This window comes from Variovorax soli NBRC 106424, assembly GCF_001591385.1.
Lineage (GTDB): Bacteria > Pseudomonadota > Gammaproteobacteria > Burkholderiales > Burkholderiaceae_C > Variovorax > Variovorax soli.
Genome location: NZ_BCUU01000053.1, coordinates 1 through 26,408, shown reverse-complemented (window position 1 = coordinate 26,408; position 26,408 = coordinate 1). Strand labels below are relative to the sequence as shown.

The window sequence follows — 26,408 nt, the reverse complement described above, 5'->3', positions numbered from 1 at the left end:
CCTTTCCCTCTTTTCCGAACCAAGACTCATGCCGACCGATTGCGCTACCCGTCCCCCGTTGCACCGCGCCCTCATGGTGCCTTGCGTGCTGGGGCTTGCCCTGGGCCTTGCGCTCGCCGGCTGCGGCAGCGGCAAGCAAAGGAAACTCGCCAGCTACGAGACCGAGTCCTTCGCATCGACCGACACGCACGCGCGCAACTACCCCGCCAGCGAAGGAAAGACCTGCGAGGCCGCCCGGCGCGCGCTGCTCAGCCAGGGCTACCAGGTGAAGGACGCCACGGCGCAGGAGGTCAGCGGCGTCAAGAGCTTCCAGCCCGAGAACGACGTGCACATGGAAGTCACGCTGCGCGTGGTCTGCGCCAAGGACGCTCAGGCCGCCGGCGCCAAGGCATCCAGCACCACCGCGTTCGTCACCGCGCTGCAGGACCGCTACGCGCTCAAGAAGGTCTCGAACTCGGCCGGGGTGGGGGTGGGTGTGCTGGGCTCGATCTCGCTGCCCTATTCGTCCAGCGAGGATTCGATGGTCAAGGTGGCCAGTCAGACGGTGACCGACGAGCGCTTCTATGAGCGCTTCTATGCCCTGGTCGAGCGCTACCTGGCCGCGCAGGGGCCCGAACCCGAGCCCTCGGCCACGCCATCGGCTGCAGAGGCGGGCGAAAAGAAGGCGGACTGAACTGCGCGCGCAGCCGGCAGCGGCCCTGAAACTGCAGGGAACGCGGCGCCGGTTTGCGGCTCAAAAGGGCCTGCCGGCCGCTGGCCGGGTAGCATTTCGGCCTGCCATGACCTTGCGTCGCTCAATCTTTTCCCGTTTTTTCCGTCCGGCCGTCCTGGTGGCCGCCGGCCTTGCCGCGCTGGCCCTGGCCGGCTGCGGCAGCACGCCCCAGCGCGTTTCCTACGACCCCGAGGGCTTCAGTTCCACTGACACCCACACCCGCGTCTTCGATGCCTCCGAGGCGCAGACCTGCGAGGCCGCGCGCCGCGCCCTGCTCAGCCAGGGCTATCTGGTCACGGCCGCCAACAGCGAACTCGTCACCGGGAAGAAGGCCTTCCAGCCGGCGTCCGAGGTGCACGTGGAACTGGACTTCCGGGTGGTCTGCGCCAGCGAGACTGGCGGCAAACGCAAGGCGGTGGGAGGCACGCGGCCGCGCACCCTGGTGTTCGTGAGCGCCCTGCAGGACCGCTACAGCCTCAAGAAGGTGAACAACTCGGCCAGCGTGGGCGTGGGCGTGATCGGCTCCGTCTCGCTGCCTTATTCCTCCAGCGACGATTCGCTGGTGAAGGTGGCCAGCCAGACGGTGACCGACGAGAACTTCTACGACCGCTTCTTCGGCATCGTGCAGCGCTACATCGTGGTGGACGTGGCCGAGCCCGAGCCGCCGGTGGCCGCGCCGGTGACCTCGTCCACGGTGGTGGCGCAGCCGCTGGCTGAAACGCTGGCGCCCTTGCCGCCTGCGGAGCCAGCGCAAGCCCAGGCCCAGGCCGAGCCCCAGCCGGCGAAGCCGCCGGTCTCACAGCCGGCGCAGGTCCAGATGCGGGCGCCGCCGGTGCCGGTGCAGCCGCTGGGCGAGCCGGCCAGCATGCCGGGCAAGGCCGGCAGCGCGGCCGATGCCTCGCTCACCGAGGCCCAGGCCGCACGCAACTGAGCTCTTCCTCCCCTTACTTCTTGCCCTTCTTGGCGACCGGCTTGGCGGTCTTGGCCACCTGGGCCTTCTTGCCCGCGCCGGCAGCCGCCGCCGTCTCGATGCCCACGCCGGCCCCCTTGCGGCCGGTTTCCTTCTGGTACTGCTCGTAGAAGTCGGCCGCCATGTCGCGCAGCGCCTTGCCGATGTTGGCGTAGTCGTACTCGTTGAGGTTGGCCAGCGACACGCGCCCCGACGGATGCGGCGTGCCGAAGCCCTTGCCCGGCAGCAGCACCACGCCGCTTTGCTGGGCGATGCGGAACAGCGCCTCGTTGGGCCGCAGCTTCTTCACCGCCCACTTGGCCACGTCGGGGCCGTACAGCTGCGCAATGATCTTCTCGCCGTCCAGCAGGTGGTAGTAGTCCACCGAGTTCGGGTCGTGCGGCAGCGGCAGCCCCAGCTCGCGGTACAGCGCCTGCTTGCGCCGGCGCACGATCTGCTTCATGGCGTTCTTGTAGTTGTCGCGTTCGTCCATCAGGCAGAACAGCGAGAACAGCACCATCTGCACCTGCACCGGCGTGGACAGGCCCGCCGTGTGGTTCAGCGCCACCGTGCGGCTGTCGGCCACCAGGCGGTCGATGAACTTCAGCTCGCGCGGCGTGGTGGTGATGGAGCTGTAGCGCTCGTCCAGCTCCTTCTTCAGCGGCTCGGGCAGGGCGGCGATCTTGTCGTCCAGCACGTTGCGCTCGTGCGTGGCCACCACGCCCATGCGCCAGCCGGTGGCGCCGAAGTACTTGGAGTACGAATACACCAGGATGGTGTTGTACGGGCACATGGCGAACAGCGACACGAAGTTGTCGGCGAAGGTGCCGTACACGTCGTCGGTGAGGATGATCAGGTCGGGGCGCTTCTTCACGATGCCCGCGATGTACGCCAGCATCTCGTCGGAGATCTTCACCGACGGCGGGTTGCTCGGGTTGCACAGGAAGAAGGCCTTGATCTTCGGGTCGAGCAGCTTGTCGAGTTCCTTCTTGGTGAACTGCCAGTTGTTCTCGGCCGGCGCATCGATCTCCACCTCGACCAGCTGGTAGTCGTTCAGGTGGGGGATCTCGATGTAGGGCGTGAAGATCGGCATGCCCAGGGCGATGGCGTCGCCCTTCTTGATCAGGTGGTTCTCCTTCATGCTGTTGAACAGGTACGTCATGGCGGCGGTGCCGCCTTCCACCGCGTACATGTCGAACTTGCCGGCGAAGGGGTGCGTGCCGATCATTTCGCGGTGGATGTACTGGCCCACCACCTTTTCCGACAGGCGCAGGAACCGGTCGGGCACCGGGTAGTTGCAGGCCAGGATCGCCTCGCACATCTCATACAGGAAGTCGCCTTCCGACAGGCCCATCTGGTCGCGCACATAGGACACGGCCGAGGCCAGGAAGCGCACGCCTTCGGCCTCCTTGTTGCGGTGCACGAAGATCGCGAAGCGCTCCTCGATGCCCTGGCGCTGCGGGAAGCCGCCGACGTTCTTCATGTACTGGTAGGAACGCTCGGCCTCGGTCATGGCGAACAGGCCCAGCTGGAAGAAGCCGTGGCGCGGCAGCGTGGCCAGGAAGTTGGGGTTGCCGCGGCCCGCGTTGAGCATCGAGCGGTTGCCTTCCTTGGCCACCTGGATGAGTGCGTCCTTGAGTTCGAAGGGGCTCAAGGAAGCCAGTTTCTCGAGATCGCTGAAGTCCATGGACATCTCCTGTTTGTGTCGAGTGACGGTTGATGCAAGGGGTGCGGCCGCACCGCAGGGCACCGGCCGCGAGAGAAGGGAAAGGGTCAGGCGAAAGCCACCACCAGCGGCCCCAGCAGCGTGAGCAGCACGTTGGCCAGCGCGTAGGTGATGGCGAAGGGCACCGTGGGCACCGAGTTGCCGGCCTTGTCCAGCACCTCGCCGAAGGCGGGGTTGGCGCTGCGCGAGCCCGACAGCGCGCCGGCGAACACCGCCGCGTTGTTGTAGCGCAGCACATAGATGCCGATGAGCATGGTCAAGAGCAGCGGCACCAGCGTCACGATCACGCCCACGATGAAGATCGTGAGGCCGTGGTCGCGCACCGTGGTCACCGCCTGCAGGCCCGACTGCAGGCCCACCACGGCCACGAAGCCGGCCAGGCCCAGGTCCTTGAGGATCTGCACCGCGCCGGGCGGCAGGTTGCCGAAGGTCTGGCGCTTGGCGCGATACCAGCCGAAGATGAGGCCCGCCAGCAGCGCGCCGCCGCCGCTGCCCAGCGTGAGCGGAATGCCGCCGATCTTGGCCGTGAGCAGGCCCACCAGCAGGCCCGCCACCAGGCCGGCGCCCAGGTAGACGAAGTCGGTCTTGATGCTGGGCACCAGCACCGGGCCCACGTGCTGCGCCACGCGCTGCACGTCGTTCTCGGCGCCGAACACGGTGACGGTGTCGCCGGCGCGCACCACCAGGTCGGGCGTGATGGCCAGCGCCTTGCCCTCGCGGTGCAGGCCCACCACGTACACGCCGTGGCGCACTTCGTTGGAGGTGCTGCGGCGGATCTCGTCGACCGTCTTGCCGTCCAGCGCTTTGCTGGTCAGCACGATGTCGCGGTGCTGCATGGTGAGCTCCATGCCGTCGATGCCGTAGACCTCGCGGCCCAGCGAGCCGGCCGTCTGCAGCACGTCGGCGCGGCGACCCACCACCAGAACGATGTCGCCCTGCTGCAGCACCAGCTGCGGCGCCAGTTCGACGAAGCTGCCGCCGCGCTTGACGCGCTCGATGGTCACCGGAACGGATTTGTCGATCTGCTCGATGTCGGCCACCGTGCGGCCCTGCGCCGGCCCCACCTCGAAGAGGCGGCCCACCAGCTCGGGCGCGGCGGCCTGCTGGCCGGGGCCCATCACCTGCACGCCGGACTGGATGGCGGCCTGCGCGGCGATCGCGTCGTCGCGGATGCTGCGCTTCATGATCCACGGCAGCACGTTCACGCACATGATGATCGCGCCGAAGGAGCCGAACACGTAGGTCACTGCGTAGCCCACGGCCACGTTGCCCTGGAGCCGCTTGACCTCGTCGGCCGCCAGGCCCAGGCGGGTGAGCGCGTCACCGGCCGTGCCGATGATGGCCGACTGCGTGAGGCCGCCGGCCGCCACGCCGGCCGCCAGCCCCTTGTCCAGGCCGAACAGCTTGGCGCACACCACCACCGTGAGCAGGCCGGTGGCGGCCAGCACCACCGCCAGGATGATTTCCTTGATGGACTGCTTGCCCAGCGAGCGGAAGAACTCCGGACCGCTCTCGAAGCCCACCGCGTAGATGAAGAGGGCGAACAGCACCGCCTTGATGCCAGAGTCGATGGTCACGCCCACCTGGCTGACCACCACCGCCACCAGCAGCGAGCCGGCCACGCCGCCCAGCTGGAACTTGCCGAACTTGATCTTGCCGATGAGGTAGCCCAGCGAAAGCGACAAGAACAACGCGATTTCTGGAGACCGTTTGAAGATCGCCTGCAACCATTCCATAGCGCGCTCCTTCCGTCAGTGAGAGTTGAACAATCAGTGCACCTGCACCAGCGAAGCCATGGCCACCACCACCGGACCCATCAGCGGAAGGATCACGTTGGAAATGGCGTAGGTGATCGTGTAGCCCAGCAGCGGCGTGGTGTTGCCCGCCGCGCTCTGGATGGCGCTGAGCGCGGGCGTGCTGCATTGCTGGCCGGCAATGGCGCCCAGCAGGACCGGCGCCTCGAACTTCAGCAGGAAGTGGCCCACCAGTAGCGAGCACACGGCCGGCAGCACCGCAATGGCCACGCCCATCAGCGGCAGGGAGATGCCGTACTGTTTCACCAGGCCCATGGCCTGCGGCCCGGAGGTCAGGCCGACGCAGGCAATGAAGGTCGCCAGGCCAATGTCCTTGAGCAGGCCCAGTGCGTCCTCCGGGATGCTCAGGCGGCTGGGGTGCCTGGCCTGGTACCAGCCGAACACGAGGCCGGTCAGCAGCGCGCCGCCGCCAGTGCCCAGCGACAGGGCGATGCCACCCAGCTTGGCGCTGAACATGCCGATCCACACGCCCAGCACGATGCCGATGGAGGCGAAGGCGATGTTGGTCTTGATCGACTTGAGCACCGGCTCGCCCAGGGCCGTGACGGCCGGCGCCAGTTCATCGGCGGTGCCGAGCACCTGGAGCTTGTCGCCCATCTGCAGTTGCAGCTCGGGCAGCAGCGGCATCAGCCGCCCGCCGCGCTCCACGCTGGCCACCAGCACGCTGCCGCCCACCAGGGGCGTGCTGCCCGGCCGGGCCTGCGACAGCTGCCTGAGGGTGAGGCCGTTCGCGGCCTTGTTGCGCAGCACCACTTCCGCGCTTTGCAGCACCAGGCCGAAGTCGGCCGTGTCCGCCGACTCCCGCCCCAGCCCTGCCGCAGCCGTGGCCATGTCGACCACGGCGCGCCGGTGGCCGACGATGAGCAGGCGGTCGCCCTGCTGCAGGCGGGTGTCGGCGTCGAAGCCGATCTTCTGGCCGCCGCGCATCAGGCCCTGCAGGCTGCCGCTGGACTGCAGCCGCGCATGCAGGCGGCCCACGGTGCCGCCGATGTCGGCCGTCACCTCGTACACGCGGCCCACCAGTTCGGGTGCCGCGGCGCTGGCGCCCGCGTCTTCCTCGCGCCCGCCCATGGCCTTCCAGAGCTTGTCGGCCTCTTCGCGCAGGTTGACGCGCAGCAGCAGCGGAAAGATCTGGCTGGTGACCACCACGATGGTGATGAGGCCGAAGATGTAGGTGATGGAATAGGCCGTGACCACGTTGGCCTGCAGCTGCTTGATCTGCTCGGGGGCCAGGGCCAGCTTGGAGATCGCATCGGTCGCGGTGCCCACCACGGCGGATTCGGTGGCGGCGCCCGCCATGAGGCCGGCGGCGGTGCCGGGGTCGAGCCGCATGAAATGGGTGGCCGCCATCACCAGCGCCAGCACCACCACCACCTCGATCAGGCACAGCAGGCCGATGCGCAGGCCCTTGGCATTGAGGTTGGCGAAGAACTGCGGGCCGCCCGCATAGCCCAGCGCGAAGATGAAGAGCATGAAGAACACGTTCTTCACGCCGGCCTCGAGCGTGACGCCCAGCTGGCCGACCACCAGCGCCGTGATCAGCGTGCCGCAGATGCCACCCAGCTGGATCGGGCCGAACCTGATCTGGCCGATCGCATAGCCGATGGAGAGGCAGAGGAACAAGGCGATTTCCGGATGCGCCCTTAAGACATCCCCGATCCAACCCAGCAGTGTCATGTTCTTAGGGGGCCCAGCGTCGGGCCCTTGTGTTGACTACCGCGGCGCAGTGTAGCTGCGAAATAACCGGTTTCCGAGACTTGTCGCACGCTGTCTCAATTTGAGACGAGGCGTATGAATCAGCGTGCGAGGGTCGACTTGCCGAACAGGCTTTCGATCAGTTCCACCGCCACTTCGGCGGTGCTGTTGCGAACGTCCAGCGCGGGGTTGAGCTCGACCACGTCGAGCGATCCCAGCCGGCCGGTGTCGGCGATCATTTCCATGCACAGCTGCATCTCGCGGTAGGTGGGGCCGCCGCGCACGCCGGTGCCCACGCCGGGGGCGTCGGCCGGGTCCAGGCAGTCCAGGTCGAAGCTCACGTGCACGTGGGTGTCGGCGTCGATGTCGGCCAGCGCCTCGGTCATGGTCACGCGCATGCCGTTCTCGTCGATGTGGCGCATGTCGTACACGCGCAGGTCGAGGTTGCGGATGGCCAGCTTTTCCTGCGCGTCGACGCTGCGGATTCCGATGAAGCGCAGCGCCTGCGCGTCCAGCGCCGCGGGCTCGCCGCTCCAGCCGCGCAGCGCCGCCGGCCCGTGGCCGAGCAGGCAGGCCACCGGCATGCCGTGCAGGTTGCCGCTGGGGCTGGTGGCTTCGGTGTTGACGTCGGAATGCGCGTCGAGCCAGATCACGCGCAGCTGCTGGCCGCGCGCGCGGACGTGGCGCGCCACCGCGCTGATGGAGCCCACGGCCAGGCAATGGTCGCCGCCCATCAGCAGAGGCACGTGGCCCGCGCCCAGGGCGCCGTCGACCGCTGCGTACACCGAGCGGTTCCACGCCACCACTTCATCCAGGTGGCGCAGGCCGTTGCTCGGCGCCGTCCAGGGCGTGGCGGGCCCGGCCAGGTTGCCGGCGTCCACCACGCCGAAGCCGTGGCGGGCCAGCGTGGCCGGCAGGTCGGCCACCCGCAGGGCATCCGGGCCCATGCCGGCGCCGCGCACGCTGGCGCCGACGTCGGTGGGCGCGCCGATCAGGTGAATGGTGGGCGGAGTACTGCTCATGCATGCCATTGTGGGACCCGTGCGCGCGCGGCGCCACACCGGGGCGCAAGCCAACGCCGCCGGTGCAGGTCAGTCAGACGCCCTTGGCCTGGTCGACCAGCACGTCGATCAGCAGCTGCATCGAGGCGCCGGCGTCGTCGGGCCGGTAGAGCAGGCCCAGCGGCTCGATGGGCGCGTCCAGCTGCAGCTTGAGCTGCACGGCCTCGCGCGGATCGATGCGCTCGAGCATGGAGTGCGGCATGGGCATCACCACGTCGGGCTGCGCCAGGAGGCTGCGCAGCAGGTGCAGCGACAGCGTCTGCACGCTGTGCTGGCGCGGCACCAGTTTCTCGCGGGCCAGCGCGGCATCCAGCGCCTGGCGCACCGCAAAGTGCGGCGGCGGCAGGATCCAGCGGGAATCGGCCAGCTCGCGCAGGCGCACGCGGCGCTGCCCGGCGGCCGGATGCGACACGCCGGCAATCAGCACCATGCGGTCGCTGCGCAGGGGAATGAAGCGGTAGCCGGTCTCCAGGCGCTCGGGCTCGCGCACCAGCACCAGGTCGAAGGCGCCGCCGCGCAGGCCCGAGGTCAGCCGCTCGGTGTTGCCGTCCTCGACCACCAGGCGCAGCTGCGGATGCTCGCTCAGCAGGCGCGGCATGGCAGTGCGCACGATGCTGAGCAGTGCGGCGTCGAGCGCGCCCACGCGCACCGGACGCGCCTGCTGCGCCGCCAGCGCGGCCAGGTCGTCGGCGGCGATGCGCAGCGTCTCGATGGCCATGCGTGCGTGCGCGGCCAAGAGGCGGCCCGCCTCGGTGATGCGCATGCCGCGGGCGTGGCGCTCGAACAGCGGCACCTCCAGCAGGCCTTCCAGCTCGCGCAGCATCTGCGTGGCCGCGGGCTGGCTCATGTGCGTGGCCTCGGCCGCGCGCCGCAGGTTCGAATGAGTGGACAGCGCATCCACCAGCCGCAGGTGGCGCAGGCGCAGACGGGCCAGCAGGCGCTCGTGCAGCACGAGTCGGGGCGTCGGGGCCGGGGGATCAGGGTTTGCCCGCATCGATAAGCCTGGGTTATCGTCAAATCGAATTTCGATTGGATGGTAATCGCTGCGCTGCATAAGCTTGCGGGCTCTCGAACCTTCCTTTTTTCTTTCAACTCCTCTTCACGGATTTCATCGATGCCACGCCGCGAGTTCCTGCGCCCCAGCGCCTTCCTTCCCGTCGTTCTGGCCGTCTGCGCGATGGGTGCCCATGCCCAGGCACAGGCGCCGGCTTCTGCTGCGGTCGCCCCCGCTCCCGCCCCGGCCCTGGCGGCCCCGCTGTACCCGCAGATGGCCGAGCGCACCAAGGCGGTGGAGCAGAAGGTCATCGCCTGGCGGCGCGACATCCACCAGCATCCCGAACTGGGCAACCAGGAAAAGCGCACCGCCGCGCTGGTGGCGGCGCACCTGAAGGCGCTCGGCTACGAGGTGCGCGAAGGCGTGGCCGTGACGGGCGTGGTGGCCACCCTCAAGGGCGGCAAGCCCGGCCCCGTGGTGGCGCTGCGCGCCGACATGGATGCGCTGCCGGTGAAGGAGCAGGTGGACCTGCCCTTCGCCTCCAAGGCCCGCGCCACCTGGGCCGGCAAGGAAGTGGACGTGATGCACGCCTGCGGCCATGACGGCCACGTCGCCATCCTGATGGGCGTGGCCGAGGTGCTGGCCGGCATGAAGGACCAGCTGCCCGGCACCGTCAAGCTGCTGTTCCAGCCGGCCGAGGAGAAGCTGCCCAACGCCGAGATCGGCGGCGCGCGCCGCATGCTGGCCGAAGGCGCCTTCGATTCGCCCAAGCCCGACGTGGTGTTCGGCCTGCACCTGGTCTCGGGCCTGAACACCGGCGAGATCGGCTACAAGCCCGGCCCCATCACCGCCAGCTCCGACACCTTCAAGGTCAGCGTCAAGGGCCGCCAGACGCACGGCTCGCAGCCCTGGTCGGGCGTGGACCCGATCGTGATCGGCTCGCAGATCGTGCTGGGCTTCCAGACCATCGCCAGCCGCCAGGTCAACGTGACCAAGGAGCCTTCGGTGCTGAGCGTGGGCACCTTCCAGGCCGGTACCCGCTACAACATCATTCCGGACAACGCCGAGATGAGCGGCACCCTGCGCACCTACGACGACGAGATGCGAAAGTTCTACATCAAGCGCATGGGCGAGACGGCCGAGCACATCGCCCAGAGCGGCGGCGGCGAAGCGCATGTGCATTTCGAGGCCGACGGCTACGCGCCCACCATCAACGACGCCAAGCTCACCGCGCAGATGACGCCCAGCCTCGAGCGCGTGCCCGGCGGCAAGGCCATGATCATTCCCAAGGGCACCGGCGGCGAGGACTTTTCCTTTTTTGCGCAGAAGGCGCCGGGCCTGTTCGTGATGATCGGCGCCACGCCCGTCGGCAAGGACGCCAGCAAGGCCGAACCCAACCACTCGCCGCGCTTCTTTGTGGACGAGGCCAGCCTGCTGGTGGGGGTGCGCGCGCTGACGCAGCTGAGCGTGGATTACATGGCGATGGCCGCGAAGAACTGACCCGCGCGCTTCGCAAACAATAAAAAAGGGGCACCTTGCGGTGCCCCTTGCTGCTTCCGGCCGTTGGGATCAGCAGTTGCCTTTTTTTGCCTGGCCGGGTGGGCAGTAATTGTTGCCGGGGCCGCCCTTGGGCGCGGGCCCGGGTGCCGGTGCGTAAGCGACACAGCCCGCGAGGAAGGCCATGGCGATCATGCTGAGAGCGAGTTTTTTCATCGTGCAATCGAGACTTGGGTGAGCAGACGCGCATCTTCTCACGGTTGCCGGGCCTGATCTGCTACGACTCGCAACGCGCGTGCGGGCACTGTTCGGTGCGCGGCAACGGCGGGCGAGGCCTGTCCGCTCAGGCGGCCGGGAGTTGCGCCACGGCCGGTGCGAGGTCCTGCGCCGTGCCCGGGCGCACCACGCGCGCGAATTCCTGGCCGTCGCGCAAAAAGACCAGCGTGGGCCAGAGCTTGATGCGGAACGAGCGCCCCAGGGGACGGCCGGGGCCGTCCTCGACCTGCAGGTGCCTGAGCTGCCGGCCGCCGAGCGCTTGCTGGATGACCGGCTGCGCGCCCTGGCAGATGGGGCACCAGGTGGCCCCGAACTCCAGGACCGTGGTGCCCTTGGACGCGTCGACCTCGGCACGGGTCAGCTCTTGATGGCCGTATTCGGCAGCGCTCATTCGTTTCCTCGCATGGCGTAGATCAATGATGGCCCGACGCTAGCACTGCTCGAATGTCCCAAGTGCCGCAAGGACAACGGGCGCTACTGGGCCTGCGGCCGCACCATCTTGCATTCGGTGCCCTGCGCCAGCTCGTTGCCGCTGTAGACCGCGTCGGTGCGAAAGCCGTAGCTGGTGCCTTCCCAGCCCACCTTCACCGTCTTGCCGTCCACCGGCGCGATGGTGTTGACCACCTGCGGCAGCAGCAGCTGGTGGTCTTCGGCGCGCATGCGCACCGGGCCCACCACCGAGTCGTACTGCAGGTTCTCCAGCGCATAGGCCACCTTCACCGTGTCGGTGCTGCCGGCCTTGGCGATGGCGGCGGCCAGCAGGCGCGGCGTCATGTCGATGCGCGGCGCCAGAAAGTCCTTGCCGGTGCGCGCCTTGTAGGCCTTGGCGAGCGCCTCCGCCTTGGGGGAATCGGCCTGGCCCGGGTGCCACTCGGCCACCCAGGTGAGCTGGCCCACCTTGGACTGCGATACCGCCAGCACCGTGCCCGGGATCGAGCCCGCGCTGTGGTTGAAGTAGCGCAGGTTGTAGCCCGCGTCGCCGGCCGCCTTGAGCAGCAGCGTCATGTCCTGCCCCCAGTTGCCGGTGATGACCGAGTCGGCGCCCGAGGCCTTGATGTTGGCCACGTAGGGCGCGAAGTCCTTGACCTTGCCGATGGGGTGCAGCGTCTCGCCCACGAACTGGATGTCGGGCCGCGCCAGGCCCACCAGCTGGCGGCCGTACGAGGCCCACTGCCGCCCGTGCGCATAGTCCTGGTTGAGCAGGTAGACCTTCTTGATGTCCGGCGTCTTCTTGATGTAGTTGGCGATGGCCTTCATCTTCATGGCCGTGTTCGCCTCGGTCTGGAAGTGCCAGAAGCTGCAGCTCTTGCCGGTCATGTCCGGGTCGATGGACGAGTGGTTGAGCACCAGCAGCTCCTTGCCCGGGTTGCGCTGGTTCCAGCGCGCCACCGACTGCAGGATGGCCGCCACCACCGAGGAGCCCGAGCCGCCGGTGACGATGGCACGCGCGCCCTGGTCGATGGCCGCCTGCAGCGCGCTCTGGCTTTCCTGCGCCGAGAGCTTGCTGTCGAACTGCAGCAGCTGCATCTTCTGGCCGCCCGGCAGTCCGCCGCGTGCGTTGATGTCGTCCACCGCGTACTGCGTGTGCAGCAGCATCAACTCGCCCACGTTGGCGAAGGGGCCCGAGAGCGGATCGATGTAGGCGATCTTGTAGGTATCTTGCGCGTGGGCGGTGCCACTGGCGGCCGCAGCCAGCGCGGTGATGGCAAACAGGGCGCGCAGGCGCGCACCGGCGGACGTCTTCGTCGTCGTCATGGAGAGTCTCCTGAAGGTGGAAGGAAAGCGTGGGAAGGGCGGCTTCAGCTGCCTTCTTGTCGTTCGGTGGCGGTGGCCGGCTGGCGAAGGCCGATCAGGCGCCAGGTCAGCACGCACAGCTTGGCGACCAGGTCGTCGATGGAATAACGGCCGTCGGGCTTGTACCAGCTGTAGAGAAAGCCCGGCAGGCTGCAGGCGGCCAGGGCGGTGAGCTTGGGGTCGTCGAAGTCGAGGTCGCCGTCGCGCCGCGCCTCTTCCAAAAGCGGCACCAGCCGGTTGTAGAAGTGGTGCGCGATGCGCTTTTGCTCGGCCACGTATTCGGGGCGGTACACCTGCGGTTCGCGATAGGGAAAGAACGCACAGGGAAAGTTGGCGATGGTGGCGCGGATGAGCCGCTCCAGCCCGTCCATGACCTTGTCGCGCGCGCAGCGGGTGTCGTCTTGCGCAAAGTCCATGCTGGTGAGGCATTCGACCGTGGGCTTCCACGAGAGCGTCTCGAAGATCTCCTGCTTGTCGCGGAAGTAGTAGTAGACGAAGGGCTTGGTCACCCCCAGCGCGCGCACGATCTGCGCCATGGTGGTGTTGGCGTAGCCCTGCGCGGCGAACAGGTCGGCGGCGGCCTGCAGGATGCGCTCGCGCTGCACGTCGGTGCCCTGGGTGGCCGCGCGCTGGCGACCCGTGCCGGCTGGCAGGTGCAGGCGCCGGTGGTCGGGGGCGGCCGAGGCGCCTTTCCCGCCGCCCTGCGAGGTGCCGGTTTCCGCAGCGGGTCTGTGCGGTGTCGCGGAAGTTATACCCATGGGTAGGATTGTTGTTGCAACATCCGGCCCATGGCAAGCCAGCCGCCTGCGCGAGCCGCTATCGATAACCCTTAACGAGTGACGCCATGGAGACACTGAAGAGCCTTCCCGCCCGTGTGCAGCAACCCCTCCACGAATACCTGCGCACGCATGCGCGCGAGCGCGGCGGCCACCCGGCCTGCATCTGGTACGGCGCGAGCATGAGCTTCGGCGAACTGGACCGCGCGAGCGACGCCTTCGCCGCGCGGCTGCAGGCCCTGGGCGTGAACAAGGGCGACCCGGTGATGCTCTTTCTCAACAACTGCCCGCAGTACCTGGTGGCGCACTACGGCATCCAGAAGATCGGCGCCATCGTGTGCCCGAGCGGCCCGCTCAACAAGGAGCACGAGCTGGCCTACCAGGTGGGCGACCTGCAGGCCCGCGTCATCGTGGCCGCGGCGCCGCTGCTGCCGGTGGTGGACAAGGTGCGCGAGCAGGTGCCCTCGCTGCAGCATGTGTTCGCGGTGCACTACGCGGACCTGCTGCCCGCGCAACCCGCCATCGACCTGCCCGCCGAGCTGAAGGCCGCGCAGCAGGAACCGCGCGTTGTGCCCGCGCATTGCGAAGACTTCCTGGCGGTGATGCGCACCGATGCCAGGCCCACGCCGGTGGCCATCGGCATGGACGACGTCGCGCTCATGACCTACACCTCGGGCACCACCGGCCTGCCCAAGGGCGCCATGCTCAGCTACGGCAACGCCCTGTTCAAGACGCGCGCCGCCGGCGACTGCAACGGCGTCACGCCCGACGACGTGCTGCTGTCCATCGCGCCGCTCTACCACATCGCCGGCATGCTCATGGGCGTGAACGTGCCGGTGCTCAGCGGTGCCACCAGCGTGCTGCTGCACCGCTTCGACCCGCACGCGGTGCCGCAGGCCATCGAGAAGTACCGGGTGAGCTGGTGGTACAGCATCGCGCCGATGAACGTGGCGGTGATGCAGCTGCCCGACATCGCGACGTTCGACCTGGCCAGCCTGAAGCGCAACCCGGTCACCAGCTTCGGCATCGCCTTCACCGAGCCGCTGGCCAACCAGTGGCGCGGCGTGGCGAAGAACTGCGCCTCGTTCGAGGCCGCCTACGGCCTGTCGGAAACCCACACCTGCGACACCTACACGCCGCAGCATGCGCCGCGCTGGGGCACGCAGGGCGTGGCGGTGCCGGGCGTGCGCATCCGCATCATCGACCCCGACACCGGCGAGGACCGGCCGGTGGGCGAAGTGGGCGAGATCATCCTGGCCAGCGAAGGCTCCTTCAAGGGCTACTGGAACAAGCCCGAAGCCACGGCCGCCACGCTGCGAAACGGCTGGGTGCACACCGGCGACATGGGCAGGATGGACGCCGACGGCTACCTCACCTTCATCGGCCGCTTCAAGGAAATGATCAAGGTCTCGGGCTACAGCGTGTTCCCGGAAGAGGTCGAGACCATCCTCATCAAGCATCCGGCGGTGGCACAGGCCGCGGTCATCGCGCAGCCCGACGCGGAGAAGGGCGAAGTGGTCAAGGCCTTCATCGTCAGGAAGCCCGGCGCGCAGGTGGACGAGGCGCAGCTGATCGCCTGGTCGCGCGAGAACATGGCGCCCTACAAGACGCCGCGCATGGTGCGCTTCATTGATGCGCTGCCCACCACCGGCGCCGGCAAGGTGCTGCGCCGGCTGCTCAAGGACAAGGAATGACCTTCAAGAAGATCCTCATCGCCAACCGCGGCGAAGTGGCCGTGCGCCTGGCGCGTGCGCTGCGCGACCTCGGCATTGGCAGCGTGGCGGTGCATGCGCGCGACGATGCACAGGCCCTGCATGTGCAACTGGCCGACGTGGCGGTGGCACTCGATGCCACGGGCCCCGCCGCCTACCTGGACGGCGCGCGCCTCATCGAGATCGCGCGCGCGCAGGGCTGCGATGCGGTGCATCCGGGCTACGGCTTCCTGAGCGAGCGCGCCGATTTCGCGCAGGCCTGCGCGGACGCGGGCCTGGTCTTCATCGGCCCCACGGCCGAACAGCTGGGCCTGTTCGGCGACAAGGCACGCGCACGCGCGCTGGCCCAGCAGTGCGACGTGCCGGTGATGCCCGGCAGCAGCGGCGCGGTCACGCTGGCGCAGGCCCAGGCCTTCTTTGCGCAGCAGGCCGCCGGTGGCGAGCAGGCTGGCGTCATGGTCAAGGCCATCGGCGGCGGCGGCGGGCGCGGCATGCGCGCCGTGCTGCGCGCCGAAGACCTGCCCGAGGCGCATGCGCGCTGCACCTCCGAAGCCAAGGCGGCCTTCGGCGTCGATGGCGTGTATGTCGAGCGCCTGATGCGCAATGCGCGCCACATCGAGATCCAGGTGCTGGGCGACGGACAGCAGGTGGCCAGCCTGGGCGAGCGCGAATGCACCTTGCAGCGGCGCTTCCAGAAGCTGGTGGAAATCGCGCCCAGCCCGGCGCTGGGTGCGGACCTGAAGGACCGCATCACCCAGGCCGCGCTGCGCATGGCGCAGGCGGTGGGCTACCGGGGGCTGGGCACCTTCGAGTTCCTGGTGGACGAGGATTCGAAGAAGCTGCCCTTCGTCTTCATCGAGGCGAACCCGCGGCTGCAGGTGGAGCACACCGTGACCGAGGAGGTGACGGGCCTGGACCTGGTGCAGTTGCAGATCGGCGTGCTGGCCGGCCAGTCGCTGGCCGACCTGGGCATCGAGCCCGGCAAGACAGCCGCGCAGCGCGGCTTTGCCGTGCAGTGGCGCATCAATGCCGAGACGCTGGACGCCCAAGGCAACGCCCGCCCCGCCAGCGGCAGCCTGACGCGCTTCGACCTGCCGGCCGGCCCCGGAGTGCGTGTGGACACGCACGGCTACACGGGCCTGGCGCCGTCGCCGCACTACGACACACTGCTGGCCAAGCTGATCGTGCACAGCGCCTCGCCCCGCTTTGCCGACGCGCTGCGCCGCTCGCTGCGCGCACTGGAGGAGTGCCGCATCGAAGGCATGGCCAGCAACCTGCCGCTGCTGCGTGCCATCGGCGAGCGGCCCGAGTTCGCGCGCCAGGCGGTGCACACGCGCTTCGTGGAAGAACACCTGGCCGACTTGCTGGGCGCTGCGCAGAAGTTCGAACCCAAGCCCGGCAAGCCCGCGGTGCACGGCAGCGCAGCAGCCGCTCCGGTGCCGGAAGAAGACGATCCCGCCGCGCCGACGATCAAGGCGCCGATGGCGGCCAAGCTGGTGCAGTTCGAAGTCGAAGTGGGCGACGTCCTGCCGGCCGGCGCGCAAGTCGGCGTGCTGGAAGCCATGAAGATGGAGCACCTGCTGCACGCCCCGGTGGCGGGCCGGGTGACCGCCTTGCTGGCGCAGCCCGGCGACTACCTGGTCGAGGGCCAGTCGCTGGTCCAGCTCGAAGCCGTCGATGCGCAGGCGGTGCAGGCCCAGGCCGAGCAGGCGCTGGACCCCGACGCCATCCGCGCCGACCTGCAGCGCGTGATCGACCGCCATGCGCCCACGCTGGACGAGAACCGCCAGGCCGCGGTGGCCAAGCGCCACGCGCAGGGCGGACGCACCGCGCGCGCCAACGTGGCCGACCTGTGCGACCTGCACGAGGACCCGAACAACTTCAACGAATACGGCGCGCTCGCCATTGCCGCGCAGACGCGCCGGCGCACGCTGGAAGACCTGGTCGCCAACACGCCGGCCGACGGCATGATCACCGGCGTGGGCAACGTCAACAGCGCCCGCTTCGGCCCCGAGAAGTCGCGCTGCGTGGTCATGGCCTACGACTACACCGTGCTGGCCGGCACGCAGGGCATGCGCAACCATGCCAAGACCGACCGCATGCTGCGCGTGGCCCACCAGCTGCGCCTGCCGGTGGTGCTGTTCGCCGAGGGCGGCGGCGGGCGGCCGGGCGACACCGACATGCCCATCGTCGCCGGCCTGAACAACCACACCTTCAGCCAGTTCGCCGCGCTCTCGGGCAAGGTGCCGGTGGTGGGCATCGCGCATGGCCGGTGCTTTGCCGGCAACGCGGCGCTGCTGGGGTGCGCGGACGTGATCATCGCCACCGAGGCCAGCAATATCGGCATGAGCGGCCCGGCCATGATCGAAGGCGGCGGCCTGGGCACCTTCGCGCCCGAGCAGATCGGGCCGAGCAGCGTGCAATCGAAGAACGGCGTGATCGACATCCTGGTGAAGGACGAGCGCGAAGCCGTGGCCGTGGCCAAGCAGTACCTGTCGTACTTCCAGGGCGCGGTGGGCGACTGGCAATGCGCCGACCAGCGCCTGCTGCGCCACGCCGTGCCCGAGAACCGCCTGCGCGTGTACGACGTGCGCGCCGCCATGCAGGGGCTGGCCGACAGCGGCTCGGTGCTCGAACTGCGCGCCGGCTTCGGCGCCGGCATCATCACCGCGCTGGCACGCATCGAAGGCCGGTCGGTGGGCATCCTGGCCAACAACCCGCACCACCTGGGCGGCGCCATCGACGCCGAGGCGGCCGACAAGGCCGCGCGCTTCATGCAGCTGTGCAATGCGCACGGCCTGCCCCTCGTCTCGCTGTGCGACACGCCCGGCTTCATGGTCGGGCCCGAGGTCGAGGCGCAGGCCCAGGTGCGCCACGTGTGCCGCATGTTCATGGTGGCCTCGCACCTGCGCGTGCCCTTCTTCGCGGTGGTGCTGCGCAAGGGCTACGGCCTGGGCGCGCAAGCCATGACGGCGGGCGGCTTCGATGCGCCGGTGTTCACGGTGGCCTGGCCCACCGGCGAGTTCGGCGCCATGGGCCTGGAGGGCGCGGTGCGCCTGGGCTACCGCAAGGAGCTCGAGGCCGCACCCGAGGGCCAAGCGCGCGATGGGCTGTTCAAGAAGCTGGTGGCGCAGCAGTACGCCAACGGCGAGGCGATCAACATGGCGCAGACGCTGGAGATCGATGCGGTGATCGACCCCGCGCAGACGCGAAGCTGGCTCGTGCGCGGGCTGCATTCGGCAGGCGCGATGCACGAGGCGGCTGCACCGTACGTCGACACCTGGTGATGCCCGCGGGCGGGCGCATGGCGCTTTCGTGCGCCCGCTACACCTCGACATAAGACTTCGCTCGCGGTTGACGGGCGCTTCACATGGCGCGCTCAGCATGAAGGCTCCCAAGTTCATTCGAAGGAGCAAACATGAAGAAGCTTGTGATCACCGCCGGCGCCGCCGCCCTGCTGTCGCTGGGTGCACTGGTCGTTCCGGCCACGGCACAGGCCCAGGTGTCGGTCTCTGTGCAGTTCGGCCCGCCGGCGCCGGTGTATGAGCGCGTGCCCGCGCCGCGCCCGGGCTACGTCTGGGCGCCGGGCCACTACGAGTACCAGCGCGGCCGCTATGCGTGGACCGGCGGCCGCTGGATGGCCGCGCGCCCCGGCTACGCCTATCACGCGCCGAACTGGGTGGAGCGCCATGGCCGCTGGTACTACAGCCAGGGCCGCTGGGACCGCGACCGCGACGGCATCGCCAACCGCTACGACCGCCATCCGAACCGGCCGGACACGGTGCGCTACGACCGTGATCGCGACGGCGTGCCCAACGCCCACGACCGCCGCCCGGACGATGCGCGTCGCCATTGAGTAGGCGAAGTACGACGCAAGTTGTCAGCCTCGGGCGCGAGCGGCGATTTTTCTACAAGACTTCGCTCGCGCTTGACATTCGCTTTACAAAAGAACCGCAACATGCAGTCACGCAACGCCAATGACGTTGCATGACAAAAGGAGCCACCATGAACCGCATCGCCCGCATCAGCATCGCCACCGGCCTCGTATCCCTGGCCGCACTCGGCGCTACCGCCGCCAGCGCCCAGGTCTGGGGCTCGGTCAGCATCAACCTTCCCGGCCCGCCGGTGGCCGTGATGCCCGCGCCGCCCGTGTACGTGCGCCCCGCGCCGGTCTACGTGCAGCCTGCGCCGCGTGCCTATGGCTACGGCTACGGCCGCGACAACTACTACCGCCACGGCCGTGGCCATGGCGATGGCTACTACGGCCACCGCGACTACGGCCATCGCGACTATCGCGGCGCCCGCTGGGACCGCGACGGCGACGGCGTGCCCAACCGCTACGACCGCCGCCCGGGCAACCCCTACCGCTACTGAATGGGCTAGATGGGCAGCAGCCTGAAGGCCAGCGGCATGAGCAGCGCAGCCAGCAGCACCTGCAGCCCCAGCGCCAGGCCGGCATAGGCGCCGGCCTGCGCATCCACCTGCAGGGCGCGCGCGGCGCCGATGCCGTGCGAGGCGGTGCCCAGCGCAAAGCCGCGCGCCGCATAGCCTTCGGGGTCGGTCGCCAGCCGCATGGCGTCGAACAGGTACTTGCCGGTGAGCGCGCCGATCATGCCGGTGAGCACCGTGAACACCGCGGAGAGTGCCGGAATCCCGCCGATCTTTTCCGAGATGCCCATGGCCACCGGCGCCGTCACCGACTTGGGTGCCAGCGACAGCACCACGTCATGCGGCAGCCCCACCGCCCAGCCCAGCAGCATCGCCGACACGCAGGCGGCGGCCCCGCCGAGAAAGCCCGCCAGCAGGATGCGGCCGAAGCGCTCGCGCAATTCGAGCCGCCGCAGCCACAGCGGCCAGGCCAGCGCCACCACCGCCGGGCCGAGCAGGAAGTGGATGAACTGCGCCCCGGCAAAGTAGCTCGGGTAGTCCACGCCCGTGGCCAGCAGGCCGCTGGCCAGCACCAGCACCGACCACAGCACCGGATTGGCCCAGGGCGCGCCGCCCAGCCGCGCCGAGGCGGCCTGCGCCAGCAGGTACACCACCAGCGTGGCCGTCAGGCCGAACAGGGGCGAGGCGGAAAGATAGATCCAGAGTTCGACGAAGCGCGGCATCGGCTCAATCCTTGTTCTTGCTTGCAGGCGCCGGGCGCGGCCACCACATGACCGCGGCGCTGACGCCCAGGCCGATCCAGGTGGACAGCGCGATCACCAGCAGCATGCGGCCGCCGTACTGCGCCAGCAGCGCCAGGTGAGTCATGACGCCCACGCCCACGGGAATGAACAGCAGCGACAGGTGCGCCAGCAGGAAGTTGGCGCATTCACCCACCGGTTCGCGGACGGCTTCGAGCCGCAGGCCGACCAGCAGCAGCACCAGCCCCAGCACCGGGCCGGGCAAGGGCAGGGAGAAGAAGCGCGACAGCACCTCGCCGAGGGACTGGAAGACGAGCAGCCAGGCCAGTCCGCGCAAGCCTTTCATGGCGTCAATCGACGCGGCGGATCGAGTCGACGTCGATCTCGGGCGAGCTCATGAATTCCTTTTCGACCTCGCCCTGAATCTCGACCTTCGCCTTGTCGTCAATAGGCCCAGCCGGGAAGATCTTCTTGTCGATTTCCACGCGGATGGTGCCCGTGCCGTCGGAGAACTCGTATTTCTCCGAGCCGACCTTCTTCAGGAGGTTGCCGCGCAGTGCCACGTGCTGGTCGTCGGTACCGCTCTTGAGCACCTCGGCCACCGTGGTGAGCTTGACGTTCGAGGGGCCGACATATTGCGCGAATGCCGCGCCGGTCGCCAGCGCGAAGGCGGCCGCGGCCGCGACGGACTTCAGTGCTTGCATGAAGCTTGATCCTCCTGGGATGTTGTCGATGGGCGGCATTCTGCGCCAGCCGCGTGGCGGGCCGCCCCTCGCGAGAAGCGTTTCAGCGGAACACCACGGTGCGGTGCCCATTGAGCAGCACCCGGTGCTCGCTGTGCCACTTCACCGCGCGGGCCAGCACCTGGCTCTCGGTGTCGCGCCCGCGCGCCGTGAGGTCTTCCACCGTGTCGGTGTGGTCGGCGCGGGCCACGTCCTGCTCGATGATCGGGCCTTCGTCCAGGTCGGCCGTGACGTAGTGGGCCGTGGCGCCGATCAGCTTCACGCCGCGGTCATGCGCCTGGTAGTAGGGCTTGGCACCCTTGAAGCTGGGCAGGAAGGAGTGGTGGATGTTGATGGCGCGGCCCTGCAGCTTGGCGCACAGGTCGTTGCTCAGCACCTGCATGTAGCGCGCCAGCACCACGAGCTCGGCGCCTTCCTCCTGGATGATCTCGAACTGCTTGGCCTCGGCCTGCGCCTTGGTGGCCGCCGTGACCGGGATGTGGTGGAAGGGCACGTTGTAGCTGGCGGCCAGCTGGTAGAACTCGCGGTGGTTCGAGACGATGGCGCGGATGTCGATGGCCAGCAGGCCGCTCTTCCAGCGGAACAGCAGGTCGTTCAGGCAATGGCCTTCCTTGCTGACCATGATCACCGTCTTCATCGGCTGCTGCGCCGCGTGCAGCTGCCAGTTCATGGCAAAGCCCTTGGCGAATCCTTCCAGGTCGGCCTTGAGCGAGGCCTCGTCGCGGCTGCCGCAGGCAAAGCGCACGCGCATGAAGAACAGGCCCGTGCCGTGGTCGTTGTACTGCGCCGCTTCTTCGATGTTGCCGCCGCGCTCGAGCAGGAAGCCGGAGACGGCATGCACGATGCCGGTGCGGTCGGGGCAGGAAAGGGTGAGGATGTACGCGGGATTCATAGAACCCGCGATTGTCGCAGGCCCCGTTCAGCCCGGCTCGAAGCGGTACAAAGCCGCCGGATTGCGCACCAGGATCTGCTCGCGCACCTCGGCCTGCGGTGCGACCTGCTGCGCCAGCGCGTCGACCAGCGCGCCGTCGTCGGGGATGTGCGAGTGGTTCGGATGCGGCCAGTCGGTGCCCCAGACGCACTGGGCCGGGAATTCATCGGCCAGCAGGCGGGCCAGGGCGATGCCGTCGGCGTAGTCGGCGCGCCTGGAAATCCGGTCGATGCCGCTGAGCTTGACCCAGGTGCGGCCCGGCCGGGCGCGAAGGTGCGCGCGCAGGGCGGCAAAGTCGGCATGCTGCGGCCCGAGCGAGGCATCCACCCGGCCCATGTGGTCGATCACGACCGGCACGGCGCTGCCGTCGATCAGCTCGGCCAGCGCGTGGATCAGCGGCCCCTCGACCTGCAGCTGCAGGTGCATGCCCAGCGGCGCCAGGCGGCGGCTCAAGGCGAGCACAGCCTGGGGCTGTTCGGCCAGGTCCCGCGGCGCCATGAAGTTGAAGCGGATGCCGCGAAAGCCCGCCGCCGCCAGGCGGACGAGCTCGGCGTCGGGCACATCCGCCGGCGCCAGCGCCACGCCCAGGTAGCGCCCGCCGGCGGCGGCCATGGCGTCTTCCACCACCCGGTTGTCGAAGCCGTGCACCAGCGACTGCACGATCACGCAGCGCTCGATGCCCAGGTGCCGGTGCAGGGCAAACAGCGCTTCCTTGGGCGCGTCGCCGGGGCGGATGGCCGAGCCGGCGTCGAAGGGAAAGCGCGCCATCGGCCCGAACACATGCACGTGCGCATCGCAGGCCAGCGGCGGCAGCGCCACGGCGGGCTGGCGCGGGTGCGGGCGCCAGGTCGGCGCGCGAACATCGTCGTCTTGCATGGCGGACGCATTGTGCAAGAGGGTGCCAAAATGCCTCTTCCTGCCCACCTCGGGGCATTGCCACGCATCTAGCACCAGGAGTGATTTCGATGGCCTACAACGACTTGCGCATGGACAACCAGTGGTTGCCCTTTACCCCCAACCGTGCCTTCAAGAAGGACCCGCGGGTCTTCGTGGCAGCAGACGGCATGGAGTTCACCACGCACGACGGCAGGAAGGTGATCGACGGCATCTCGTCGCTGTGGTGCGTGGGCGCGGGCCACAACCGCAAGCCGATCAACGAGGCCATCAAGAAGCAGCTGGACACGCTGGACTACGCCACCGCCTTCCAGGTGAGCAACGACAAGGCTTTCAAGGCGGCCGAGATGATCGCCGCCATGGCCCCGGGCGACCTGAACAAGGTGCTGTTCTGCAACTCGGGCAGCGAAGCGGCCGACACCTCGATGAAGGTGGCACTGGCCTACCACCGCGCGCGCGGCGAGGGCCACCGCACCATGTTCATCGGCCGCGAGAAGGGCTACCACGGCGTGGGCTTCGGCGGCATGTCGGTGGGCGGCATTCCGGGCAACCGCAAGGTCTTCGGCGGCGCCATGCTGCCCAAGGTGGACCACATGCGCTTCATCCACGACCCGGTGAACCATGCCTACATCCACAACGAGGAGCCGGTGTGGAAGGAAGACGCGCTGGCCGACCTGGAGCAGCGCATCCTGCCGCTGCACGACCCGAGCAACGTGGCCGCGATCATCGTGGAGCCGGTGGCCGGTTCGGCCGGCTGGTACCTGCCGCCCAAGGGCTACCTCGCCAAGCTGCGCGAGATCTGCGACAAGCACGGCATCCTGCTGATCTTCGACGAGGTCATCACCGGCTTCGGCCGCATGGGCACCAACTTCGCGTCCGACTTCTACGGCGTGGTGCCCGACATGCTCAACTTCGCCAAGTGCGTGACCAACGGCGTGATTCCGCTGGGCGGCGTGATCGTGCGCGACAAGCTCTACGACGCCATGATGAACACCAACGCGCCCGAGCACGTGGTGGAGTTCTTCCACGGCTACACCTACTCGGGCCACCCGGTGGCCTGCGCGGCGGCCATCGCCACGCTGGACCTGTTCAAGGCCGAGGGCCTGTTCCAGCGCGCCGGCGAAATGGGCAAGGTGCTGGGCGACGCCTTCCACAGCACCTTCAAGGGCCTGCCCAACGTCATCGGCATCCGCAGCCTGGGCCTGGCCTCGGCGGTGGAACTGGCGCCCATCGCCGGGCTGCCGGGCAAGCGCGCCTACGACATCTTCCTCGACTGCTACCACAAGGGCTCGCTGGTGCGCCCGGCCGGCGACGTGCTGGTGATCGCGCCGCCGTACGTGGTGGAGAAGTCGCACATCGACACGCTGGTCAACACGCTGGCGGACGCGATCAAGCGGCACGCTTGAGGATGGAAGAAAGGGCCGCAGCAGCGGCCCTTTTCACTTGGCGCTGCCGGGCCGCGCCGCCTTGAATTCGGCGCAGTAATCGCGCGGCGGCAAGGCGGGCGTGAACCACACCGCGTCGTACACCGCGGGCTTCATGTCCTCGCCCACCTCGCCGGCCACCAGCCGCACCACGCGCACCTCCATGTCGGTGGGCAGGTGCTGCGGCACGCCGACCACGCGCGGGCTGTGGCCCGAGCCGCTCACCAGCACCACGGTCTTGCCCGGCGACATGGCCTGGATCAGCGTCTGGGCCATGGCCCGGTCGCGCGCGATCTGGATGCGGGTCATGGGGCCGATCTGCGATTCGGGCAGGGCGTTGCAATGGCCCGTGCGCACCGCGTCCTGCTGCGCCTTGAGCGCCTCGGGATTGAGTTGCGCATCGAGCGACACATCGGCCATGGCGTCCTTCATGCGGGCGCGCGGCAGGTTGGCGCCCATCACCGGCACGCCCGCCTGCACGGCCGTCATCACCACCGGGCCATAGGCCTTCCAGGGCCAGCCCGCATCGTTCCAGCGCAGGGCGGTGCGCACCTGGGCTTCGCTGGCCTGCGGCGCAAGCCCGCGGGTGTCCTGGCCCTGCTCGGCCATCTCGAGCGCCAGGCCCGCCAGCTGGCCCTTGGCCGCCAGCGCCTGCAGCACTTCGCGTTCGATCTGCTGGTGCTCCGGTGCGTCGTGCTGCTCGCCCAGCAGGAGAAAGTTGGTGGGCATCAGGGCCTGCACCCGGTCCGCGATGGGCGGGGGCGGTTCTGGTGCAGCCGGCGCGAGCGCGGTGCATGCGGGCAGGAGCAGGCTGGCCAGGGCGGCCACCGCCCGGCGCTTCCAGTCCGGATGCGAGGCGGCGGAGGAAAAGGGCGCGTGGGCAGGCATGGTCGTACTATGCGCCTGCCGGGCCGGAATTTGGCTTTGCACCCGTGCAAAAAAGAAAGGGCCGCTCAATGAGCGGCCACTTACTTCGGCTGAGTCGCTGTCAGTGCATGAGCACCGGGTTCTGCGCCAGTTCGGCGTAACCTTCCAGCGTGGTCTCCACCTCTTCCTCGGTGGGTGTGTTCAGTTGCCAGGCGGCGATCTGCTTCTGGAACAGCTCGGCCCAGGAACCGTCGAGGTACACCTCCTTGCCGGAGCGCTTGTCGACGATCTCGAAACCATGGCGAGCCAGCACCGGCAGATCCGGCGTTGGCGTCGTCTCCCCTTCGTTCGCCTGCAGGTGCACGACGACGAAGGATTCGGAGTCATAGAGCATTTGCATGGTGTTGAAAGTCCTGAAGTCCTTTGCAGTCATGATCGTTAGATAGCAATCGCTACGCCAGTTTCAAGAGTGACGCACTTTTTGTAGGAAATGTGACCTCGCCGGCGTGGTCCGTTGCGCTGGCCGTGCCTTTTTCATGCTTTGCGCAAGGCAAGCGAATTCAGCGCAGGGTCATGGGGCATCAACGCCGCGCAGCGACAGGTCGATGACGTCGCCGTCCTGCTCGGTCTGGCGCATGCGCGCCGGCAGCCAGCCCAGTTCGGGCGCGAGCCAGAGTTCGAGCTTGTAGTCGTGCTCGCCGCGCGGCGCGCGGCTCAGGCGCCGCACCTCATATTCGCCGGCCGGCACGGCGATGCGTTCCGTGCCTTCGACGATGAAGGTCCATACGCCCGCTTCCTTCGGCCCGACGGTCTGGATGCTGATGCGGCTGCCTTCCGGATAGCGGGCCGCATCGCCTGCCAGCAGGGCCCCCAGCTGCATCACCACGCTGAGGCGGTCCTGCGCGCCTGGCAGGAGCGGCACGCTGGGCGAGTTGTTGCTGAAGACCACCTTGCCTTCCTCGCGCACCAGGTGGGAGGCCACCTCGGTGCGGCGCGTTTCGGAAAAGCGCGTGGGCGCGATGCCGCCTTCGTCGATGCGCCCCACGCTCGTCTGGCTGCGGATGGTCTTGAACATCATCTTCAAGGCCAGACGCGCGTTGTATTCGCTGCCATCCTGCAGCCACACCAGTTCGCCGAACACGCCCTTCCAGGGCTGCACGCCGCGCTGCCCCGTCATCTCGAAGTTCAGGCGGACCGAGGCGTGGACCTGCTTCGATTGGCCCGCACCCGGTGCGGTGAAACCGCCGGTGCCGGCCTCTGCCTGGCCTTCGCCACCCGGCGCGCCGGCGGTGCCGTTGGCTTCGCCCGCCTCGTTCACCGGCCCCGGCTCGCCTGCGCCCGACTCGGCGGGCGGCGGGGTGAGTTCGATGCGCGACATCTGCGCGGCGGCGTCCGGTGCGGCCAGGACCGGGGC

24 protein-coding genes are annotated in these 26,408 nt (G+C 68.7%); 8 read left to right on the top strand and 16 right to left on the bottom strand.

Annotation, left to right across the window (positions count from 1 at the left end; genetic code table 11):
- Positions 1 to 85 precede the first annotated feature (85 nt).
- The gene (locus tag VSO01S_RS16065) at positions 86 to 673 is read left to right on the top strand and encodes a DUF2242 domain-containing protein (protein WP_245684222.1); all 588 of its coding nucleotides are present in this window, start codon (positions 86 to 88) and stop codon (positions 671 to 673) included.
- Between the two features lie 106 nt (positions 674 to 779).
- Entirely contained in the window at positions 780 to 1,643 is an 864-nt protein-coding gene (locus tag VSO01S_RS16060) for a DUF2242 domain-containing protein (protein ID WP_084241910.1), read from the top strand.
- Positions 1,644 to 1,656: 13 nt separating this feature from the next.
- On the opposite strand, the gene VSO01S_RS16055 is transcribed toward VSO01S_RS16060, so the two are convergent.
- From VSO01S_RS16055 to VSO01S_RS16035, 5 genes are all read right to left on the bottom strand, one after another.
- Positions 1,657 to 3,348, bottom strand: coding sequence for a bifunctional aspartate transaminase/aspartate 4-decarboxylase (locus VSO01S_RS16055; protein WP_068643816.1), 1,692 nt, complete (start codon positions 3,346 to 3,348; stop codon positions 1,657 to 1,659).
- Between the two features lie 86 nt (positions 3,349 to 3,434).
- Complete coding sequence (gene aspT / locus VSO01S_RS16050) at positions 3,435 to 5,123, bottom strand: aspartate-alanine antiporter (RefSeq protein ID WP_068643815.1); 1,689 nt, start codon at positions 5,121 to 5,123, stop codon at positions 3,435 to 3,437.
- 33 nt (positions 5,124 to 5,156) lie between these two features.
- Entirely contained in the window at positions 5,157 to 6,878 is a 1,722-nt protein-coding gene (gene aspT / locus VSO01S_RS16045; protein ID WP_068643814.1) for an aspartate-alanine antiporter, read from the bottom strand.
- A 119-nt stretch (positions 6,879 to 6,997) separates the two neighbouring features.
- Positions 6,998 to 7,918, bottom strand: coding sequence for an arginase (gene rocF / locus VSO01S_RS16040; protein ID WP_068643813.1), 921 nt, complete (start codon positions 7,916 to 7,918; stop codon positions 6,998 to 7,000).
- 73 nt (positions 7,919 to 7,991) lie between these two features.
- Complete coding sequence (locus VSO01S_RS16035) at positions 7,992 to 8,909, bottom strand: LysR substrate-binding domain-containing protein (RefSeq protein WP_068643812.1); 918 nt, start codon at positions 8,907 to 8,909, stop codon at positions 7,992 to 7,994.
- A gap of 162 nt (positions 8,910 to 9,071) precedes the next feature.
- On the opposite strand from VSO01S_RS16035, the gene VSO01S_RS16030 reads away from it, so the two are divergent.
- The gene (locus VSO01S_RS16030) at positions 9,072 to 10,451 is read left to right on the top strand and encodes an amidohydrolase (protein ID WP_068643811.1); all 1,380 of its coding nucleotides are present in this window, start codon (positions 9,072 to 9,074) and stop codon (positions 10,449 to 10,451) included.
- A 340-nt stretch (positions 10,452 to 10,791) separates the two neighbouring features.
- Here the strand turns inward: VSO01S_RS16030 and VSO01S_RS16025 are convergent, their stop codons facing one another.
- The 3 genes from VSO01S_RS16025 to VSO01S_RS16015 form a co-directional block, all read right to left on the bottom strand.
- Positions 10,792 to 11,115, bottom strand: coding sequence for a thioredoxin family protein (locus VSO01S_RS16025; protein WP_068643810.1), 324 nt, complete (start codon positions 11,113 to 11,115; stop codon positions 10,792 to 10,794).
- Positions 11,116 to 11,198: 83 nt separating this feature from the next.
- Positions 11,199 to 12,479, bottom strand: coding sequence for a branched-chain amino acid ABC transporter substrate-binding protein (locus VSO01S_RS16020; RefSeq protein ID WP_068643809.1), 1,281 nt, complete (start codon positions 12,477 to 12,479; stop codon positions 11,199 to 11,201).
- Positions 12,480 to 12,523: 44 nt separating this feature from the next.
- Complete coding sequence (locus VSO01S_RS16015; protein WP_068643808.1) at positions 12,524 to 13,276, bottom strand: TetR/AcrR family transcriptional regulator; 753 nt, start codon at positions 13,274 to 13,276, stop codon at positions 12,524 to 12,526.
- Positions 13,277 to 13,371: 95 nt separating this feature from the next.
- On the opposite strand from VSO01S_RS16015, the gene VSO01S_RS16010 reads away from it, so the two are divergent.
- From VSO01S_RS16010 to VSO01S_RS15995, 4 genes are all read left to right on the top strand, one after another.
- Entirely contained in the window at positions 13,372 to 14,988 is a 1,617-nt protein-coding gene (locus VSO01S_RS16010) for an AMP-binding protein (protein ID WP_068643832.1), read from the top strand.
- A complete protein-coding gene (locus VSO01S_RS16005; RefSeq protein ID WP_068643807.1) occupies positions 14,985 to 18,293 on the top strand; it encodes a carboxyl transferase domain-containing protein in 3,309 nt (1,102 codons plus the stop codon). The genes VSO01S_RS16010 and VSO01S_RS16005 overlap by 4 nt, the downstream gene beginning before the upstream one ends.
- A gap of 131 nt (positions 18,294 to 18,424) precedes the next feature.
- A complete protein-coding gene (locus VSO01S_RS16000) occupies positions 18,425 to 18,862 on the top strand; it encodes a YXWGXW repeat-containing protein (protein ID WP_084241908.1) in 438 nt (145 codons plus the stop codon).
- Between the two features lie 149 nt (positions 18,863 to 19,011).
- Entirely contained in the window at positions 19,012 to 19,380 is a 369-nt protein-coding gene (locus tag VSO01S_RS15995) for a hypothetical protein (RefSeq protein ID WP_068643806.1), read from the top strand.
- Between the two features lie 5 nt (positions 19,381 to 19,385).
- Here the strand turns inward: VSO01S_RS15995 and VSO01S_RS15990 are convergent, their stop codons facing one another.
- The 5 genes from VSO01S_RS15990 to VSO01S_RS15970 all read right to left on the bottom strand — a co-directional run bounded on the left by VSO01S_RS15990 (position 19,386) and on the right by VSO01S_RS15970 (position 22,685).
- Positions 19,386 to 20,117 carry an LrgB family protein gene (locus tag VSO01S_RS15990; RefSeq protein ID WP_068643805.1) on the bottom strand — a complete coding sequence of 244 codons (732 nt, stop codon included), beginning with the start codon at positions 20,115 to 20,117 and terminating at the stop codon, positions 19,386 to 19,388.
- A gap of 4 nt (positions 20,118 to 20,121) precedes the next feature.
- Positions 20,122 to 20,481: a CidA/LrgA family protein gene (locus VSO01S_RS15985; protein WP_068643804.1), complete on the bottom strand. Its 360-nt coding sequence runs from the start codon at positions 20,479 to 20,481 to the stop codon at positions 20,122 to 20,124.
- A gap of 4 nt (positions 20,482 to 20,485) precedes the next feature.
- The gene (locus VSO01S_RS15980; RefSeq protein WP_068643803.1) at positions 20,486 to 20,839 is read right to left on the bottom strand and encodes a YgiW/YdeI family stress tolerance OB fold protein; all 354 of its coding nucleotides are present in this window, start codon (positions 20,837 to 20,839) and stop codon (positions 20,486 to 20,488) included.
- Positions 20,840 to 20,921: 82 nt separating this feature from the next.
- Entirely contained in the window at positions 20,922 to 21,770 is an 849-nt protein-coding gene (purU, locus tag VSO01S_RS15975; protein WP_068643802.1) for a formyltetrahydrofolate deformylase, read from the bottom strand.
- Between the two features lie 27 nt (positions 21,771 to 21,797).
- Positions 21,798 to 22,685, bottom strand: a complete 888-nt coding sequence (locus tag VSO01S_RS15970; protein ID WP_068643831.1) for an amidohydrolase family protein — start codon at positions 22,683 to 22,685, stop codon at positions 21,798 to 21,800.
- Between the two features lie 89 nt (positions 22,686 to 22,774).
- On the opposite strand from VSO01S_RS15970, the gene aptA reads away from it, so the two are divergent.
- On the top strand, positions 22,775 to 24,109 hold the full coding sequence (aptA, locus tag VSO01S_RS15965) for an omega-aminotransferase AptA (RefSeq protein ID WP_068643801.1): 1,335 nt from the start codon (positions 22,775 to 22,777) through the stop codon (positions 24,107 to 24,109).
- Between the two features lie 33 nt (positions 24,110 to 24,142).
- Here aptA and VSO01S_RS15960 read toward each other — a convergent pair whose 3' ends face one another.
- From VSO01S_RS15960 to VSO01S_RS15950, 3 genes are all read right to left on the bottom strand, one after another.
- Complete coding sequence (locus VSO01S_RS15960) at positions 24,143 to 25,015, bottom strand: ChaN family lipoprotein (RefSeq protein ID WP_084241907.1); 873 nt, start codon at positions 25,013 to 25,015, stop codon at positions 24,143 to 24,145.
- 100 nt (positions 25,016 to 25,115) lie between these two features.
- Entirely contained in the window at positions 25,116 to 25,394 is a 279-nt protein-coding gene (locus VSO01S_RS15955) for a BTH_I0359 family protein (protein WP_068643829.1), read from the bottom strand.
- A gap of 171 nt (positions 25,395 to 25,565) precedes the next feature.
- Positions 25,566 to 26,408, bottom strand: an 843-nt coding sequence (locus VSO01S_RS15950; RefSeq protein ID WP_068643800.1) for a DUF3108 domain-containing protein, incomplete at its 5' end; no start/stop codon positions are given.

Excerpts from the sequence above, each read along its gene's own strand:
- VSO01S_RS16060 (WP_084241910.1), top strand. The coding sequence starts at position 780 with ATGACCTTGCGTCGCTCAATCTTTTCCCGTTTTTTCCGTCCGGCCGTC.
- VSO01S_RS16055 (WP_068643816.1), bottom strand. The coding sequence starts at position 3,348 with ATGGACTTCAGCGATCTCGAGAAACTGGCTTCCTTGAGCCCCTTCGAA.
- aspT (WP_068643815.1), bottom strand. The coding sequence starts at position 5,123 with ATGGAATGGTTGCAGGCGATCTTCAAACGGTCTCCAGAAATCGCGTTG.
- aspT (WP_068643814.1), bottom strand. The coding sequence starts at position 6,878 with ATGACACTGCTGGGTTGGATCGGGGATGTCTTAAGGGCGCATCCGGAA.
- rocF (WP_068643813.1), bottom strand. The coding sequence starts at position 7,918 with ATGAGCAGTACTCCGCCCACCATTCACCTGATCGGCGCGCCCACCGAC.
- VSO01S_RS16030 (WP_068643811.1), top strand. The coding sequence starts at position 9,072 with ATGCCACGCCGCGAGTTCCTGCGCCCCAGCGCCTTCCTTCCCGTCGTT.
- VSO01S_RS16025 (WP_068643810.1), bottom strand. The coding sequence starts at position 11,115 with ATGAGCGCTGCCGAATACGGCCATCAAGAGCTGACCCGTGCCGAGGTC.
- VSO01S_RS16020 (WP_068643809.1), bottom strand. The coding sequence starts at position 12,479 with ATGACGACGACGAAGACGTCCGCCGGTGCGCGCCTGCGCGCCCTGTTT.
- VSO01S_RS16015 (WP_068643808.1), bottom strand. The coding sequence starts at position 13,276 with ATGGGTATAACTTCCGCGACACCGCACAGACCCGCTGCGGAAACCGGC.
- VSO01S_RS16005 (WP_068643807.1), top strand. The coding sequence starts at position 14,985 with ATGACCTTCAAGAAGATCCTCATCGCCAACCGCGGCGAAGTGGCCGTG.
- VSO01S_RS16000 (WP_084241908.1), top strand. The coding sequence starts at position 18,425 with ATGAAGAAGCTTGTGATCACCGCCGGCGCCGCCGCCCTGCTGTCGCTG.
- VSO01S_RS15995 (WP_068643806.1), top strand. The coding sequence starts at position 19,012 with ATGAACCGCATCGCCCGCATCAGCATCGCCACCGGCCTCGTATCCCTG.
- VSO01S_RS15990 (WP_068643805.1), bottom strand. The coding sequence starts at position 20,117 with ATGCCGCGCTTCGTCGAACTCTGGATCTATCTTTCCGCCTCGCCCCTG.
- VSO01S_RS15985 (WP_068643804.1), bottom strand. The coding sequence starts at position 20,481 with ATGAAAGGCTTGCGCGGACTGGCCTGGCTGCTCGTCTTCCAGTCCCTC.
- VSO01S_RS15980 (WP_068643803.1), bottom strand. The coding sequence starts at position 20,839 with ATGCAAGCACTGAAGTCCGTCGCGGCCGCGGCCGCCTTCGCGCTGGCG.
- purU (WP_068643802.1), bottom strand. The coding sequence starts at position 21,770 with ATGAATCCCGCGTACATCCTCACCCTTTCCTGCCCCGACCGCACCGGC.
- VSO01S_RS15970 (WP_068643831.1), bottom strand. The coding sequence starts at position 22,685 with ATGCAAGACGACGATGTTCGCGCGCCGACCTGGCGCCCGCACCCGCGC.
- aptA (WP_068643801.1), top strand. The coding sequence starts at position 22,775 with ATGGCCTACAACGACTTGCGCATGGACAACCAGTGGTTGCCCTTTACC.
- VSO01S_RS15960 (WP_084241907.1), bottom strand. The coding sequence starts at position 25,015 with ATGCCTGCCCACGCGCCCTTTTCCTCCGCCGCCTCGCATCCGGACTGG.
- VSO01S_RS15955 (WP_068643829.1), bottom strand. The coding sequence starts at position 25,394 with ATGCAAATGCTCTATGACTCCGAATCCTTCGTCGTCGTGCACCTGCAG.